The sequence below is a fragment of the Plesiomonas sp. genome, from assembly GCF_051650925.1.
Lineage (GTDB): Bacteria > Pseudomonadota > Gammaproteobacteria > Enterobacterales > CAMTGL01 > Plesiomonas.
In genome coordinates this window covers 1-3,994 of record NZ_JBOFRH010000464.1, presented here as the reverse complement: position 1 = coordinate 3,994, position 3,994 = coordinate 1, and the positions used below count along the sequence as shown (strand labels likewise).

Annotated in this window: 3 protein-coding genes; all 3 read left to right on the top strand. The window is 50.4% G+C overall.

The annotated features are described in order from the left end of the window. Positions 1–447 precede the first annotated feature (447 nt). A complete protein-coding gene (locus tag ACRC27_RS11200) occupies positions 448–2,901 on the top strand; it encodes a DMSO/selenate family reductase complex A subunit (protein ID WP_438639898.1) in 2,454 nt (817 codons plus the stop codon). Positions 2,902–2,914: 13 nt separating this feature from the next. Beyond that, the gene (locus tag ACRC27_RS11195; protein WP_438622662.1) at positions 2,915–3,532 is read left to right on the top strand and encodes a DMSO/selenate family reductase complex B subunit; all 618 of its coding nucleotides are present in this window, start codon (positions 2,915–2,917) and stop codon (positions 3,530–3,532) included. Position 3,533: 1 nt separating this feature from the next. Further along, positions 3,534–3,994, top strand: a 461-nt coding sequence (locus ACRC27_RS11190) for a DmsC/YnfH family molybdoenzyme membrane anchor subunit (RefSeq protein ID WP_438639897.1), incomplete at its 3' end; no start/stop codon positions are given.

Genomic DNA, 3,994 nt, shown 5'->3' with positions numbered 1-3,994 from the left:
GTACCTTTTGGCATAGTGTTGTTATCCGGTTACTGGCTGTGCGGCTGCCTGTAAATGGGCAAGAGATCATCGTTATGGCAGGGCGTTTTATCTGTGCGATTGCGATCGAGCGCTTTCGCATCGGTAAAACGGTGCTTTTATTTTACGGCTGTTTACCACTGTGAACAGGTAAACGATCATTTTAGCTGATTTTATTTGTGCTGTCGTTAACGGCGGTGCAATGGCCGTGTAATGCAGTGGGTAGTCGAGTCAGTAATGTAGTTGAATGGGCATTTATGCTGCTTTGAATTCCCTAATAAAAAAGGTTTTTAATTATATCAACATGTAACTGAATGTTGTATGTGTAAAAAAGAAGTAACAAAGAGTGTGCGTAGCTTGATGGAGATCATGGGCATCTACTACTAAGTAGTTAACACTTGCTTGCATCATAATAATGCGAGCAATGTCATGACCATTAAAAAATCGATAATTTCGCGCTTGATGAGCCGCCGAACCTTTGTACAGGGGTCTGCGGCAGTGACCGGTGCGGCGGCCGTTGCCAGCGCAATGAGTCTGCCGTTTCGTGCTCAGGCCGCAACCGAAAATGCCTCTGCTGCCGCAACCGCGGCAGGTGAAGAGATCCGCTACAGTGCCTGCTTGGTAAACTGCGGCAGCCGTTGCCCGTTAAAGGTGCATGTGAAAGACGGTGTGGCGATCAAAATCTCCCCCGAAGATGGTATTAATGAGGCGGTATTTGGCCAGCACCAGATCCGCCCTTGTCTGCGTGGCCGCTCTGCGCGCTGGCGCACTTATAACCCCGATCGTTTAAAGTACCCGATGTTGCGCGTTGGCAAGCGCGGAGAGGGGAAATTTAAGCGTATCAGTTGGGATGAAGCGACGACCATTGTGGCAAACCAGCTTACCCGTGTGATCGAAACTTACGGTAATGAGGCTATCTATTATCAGTATGGTTCGGGGACTACAGGGGCTAATTTACAGGGGCGCAATACCTGTAAGCGTTTACTCAGTGCGGCCGGTGGTTTTTTGGATATGCACGGTACGTATTCTGAGTGCCAAATTAACAGTATTCAGCCGTATGTGTTTGGGCAGGCGGGGAATATCTACGGAACAGAGCAGCAAACGCTATTTTCAGAGATCAAAAACTCTGATCTGGTGGTGATGTTCGGGCAGAATCTGGCCGAGACTCGGATGTCTGGCGGTGGCCAGATTGCTGAGATTTACCATGCGATAGAGCAGAGCAATCCGCGGGTGATTATTATTGATCCGCGTCGTACTGACAGTATTACGGCATTTGATGCTGAGTGGATCCCTATTCGTCCAGGTACGGATGCGGCGTTGGTTGCGGGCATGGTGCATACGTTAATCACTGAAAAGCTGATTGATGAGGCGATGTTGGCCAAATATACCTTGGGTTGGGATGATGCTTCACTGCCGTCATCGGCTGAGCCGAATGGTTCGTATAAATCCTATATTTTGGGATTAGGGGCCGATAAAACAGCAAAAACACCGGAATGGGCCAGTGAGCTGACCGGTATTCCGGCCACCAGAATTAAGCAGTTAGCCCGTGAAATTGCCGGTGCGAATGCCGCCTGGATTTCACAAGGCTGGGGTGTACAACGTTCACACAACGGTGAGCATGCCGCGCGCGCTATTATGATGCTACCGGTACTGACGGGGCAGTTTGGTCGTCCGGGAACTAACATCGGAACATGGGGCGGTAGTGTGACGTATCCTGTACCGGGTTTGGCATTAGCAAATCCGGTAAAAGTATCGATTCCGTGCTTTTTATGGACGGATGCGATTGTACGCGGCACTGAGATGACGGCGACCCATGATTTTGTGAAAGGCCGTGATCAGCTGAAAACCAATATTAAGTTTTTATGGAATTACGCCAGTAATGTGACGGCAAACCAGCACTCTGATCTGAATGCTACGCAGAAAATTTTACAAGATGAGTCTTTGTGCGAGTTTATTTTGGTGTGGGATAACCACATGACACCAACGGCAAAATTTGCAGATTTGCTGCTGCCAGATGTTTCAACGTTAGAGTCAGATGATTTAATCAATAACTCATATCAGTCGGGTGCTTACCACTACGTGGTTCGGTTGCAGCAGGCCATTGAACCGATGTGGGAGAACCGTGCTACCTATGATGTACTGGCTGAAATTGCCGGTAAAATGGGGCTAAAACAGCAGTTTACGGAAGGTAAAACCTACCAAGACTGGATTAAATCTTCTTACAATAAAATGCGTGAAACGGAGACGCATCTGCCACCGTTTGAACAGACTGATGGTATGGGCATTATTGACCGCCGAGTAGCAAAAAGCGAAGAGCATATCGCGTTAAAAGATTTTCGTACTGATCCGTTGGCAAACCCGCTGAAAACACCGTCAGGTAAAATTGAGATCTATTCAGCAGCACTTGATGCGTTGGCTAAAACCCGCCCGTTGCCACAAGGTGACAAGATTATTCCAGTACCTGAATACTATCCGGCCGTAGAGGGGATACAGGATACCCAAACGCTGGCTCAGTACCCAATTCAATTGATCGGTTTTCATACCAAAGGGCATTGCCATTCGACTTATCCTTCGGTGTTGCAACTGCGCGAAGCTGTGCCGGATGAGCTGTGGATGAATCCGCTGGATGCAGCGGCCCGAGGTCTGGTTTCCGGTGATGTGGCTGAAGTGTACAACAGTCGCGGTAAAATGCGGATGCCGGTGAAGGTAACAGCGCGAATTATGCCGGGTGTTGCGGCCGCGCCGGAAGGGGCGTGGTCTGTGACCAATAAGCAGGGGATAGATGTTGGCGGATGTATCAACCGCTTAACCTCGTTGCGCCCGACAGCGCTGGGCAAAGGCAACCCGCAGCACACTAATCTTGTTGAAATTAAGCCGGTATAAGGGGCGTTAACTCATGACTCAATATGGATTCTATGTCGACTCCGCAAAGTGCACCGGCTGTAAAACTTGCCAAGTGAGCTGTAAAGATGAAAAAGATCTGGGTATCGGCCCAAAATTTCGTCGGGTGTATGAGTACGGCGGCGGTAGCTGGGTAAAACAGGGTTCGGCGTGGAAGCCGGATGTGTTCAATTACTATCTGTCGATTGCTTGTAACCACTGTTCTGAGCCGACCTGTGTGGCAGGTTGCCCAACCGGTGCAATGCACAAGCGGGCGGAAGATGGTCTGGTGGTGGTTAATCAAGATGTGTGTGTCGGTTGCCGCTATTGCGAGATGCGCTGCCCGTATGGTGCGCCGCAGTTTGATGCGCAAAAGAAGGTGATGAGCAAGTGTGATGGTTGCTATCAACGAGTTGCAGAAGGGCTGATGCCCGTTTGTGTGGGATCATGCCCGCAGCGAGCGCTTGATTTTGGTGATATTGAGCTATTGCGCCAGAAGTACGGTACGCAAAATGCCATTGCGCCATTGCCTGATCCTATGCTGACGAAGCCTAATCTGATTATTAAACCCCATCCGGATGCGCGTCCGTCAGGGGATACCACCGGTGCTGTGCAGAATAAGGGAGAGGTTTAAGATGCACGAACTTCCGTTAGTTTTTTTTACCGTGTTTGGTCAGGCTGCCGCCGGTTTACTGCTGTGCTTGTTGATTAGCGTTGCACTGGGGCTGACATCGGCTGAACAGGCAGCGCGTGCTCGTATGGGTGCGCTGGTGCTGTTGGTTATCGGGTCAGCGATTGGTGGTTTGCATATGGGGCAGCCGCTGCGCGCGCTGAACCTGCTGGCCGGTGCAGTTCGCTCACCGATGAGCAATGAGATTATTTTGAGCGGCTTCTTTTTAGGATCGGCGGCACTGAGTGTGCTGCTTGACTGGCGCGGTGTGGGGCAGCAGATGTTCAGCAAGCTGGTACATACGGCGACGGTGCTGCTAGGGCTGATGTTTGTCTGGTCAATTCCACGGGTCTATCAGCTTGATACTATCAGCGCATGGGCCAGCCCGTATACCTCACTGCATATGTTATTGACCGTGCTGGTGGC

What these genes read in the sequence shown, in the direction of transcription:
- ACRC27_RS11200 (WP_438639898.1), top strand. Translation starts at nt 448, where the DNA reads ATGACCATTAAAAAATCGATAATTTCGCGCTTGATGAGCCGCCGAACC.
- ACRC27_RS11195 (WP_438622662.1), top strand. Translation starts at nt 2,915, where the DNA reads ATGACTCAATATGGATTCTATGTCGACTCCGCAAAGTGCACCGGCTGT.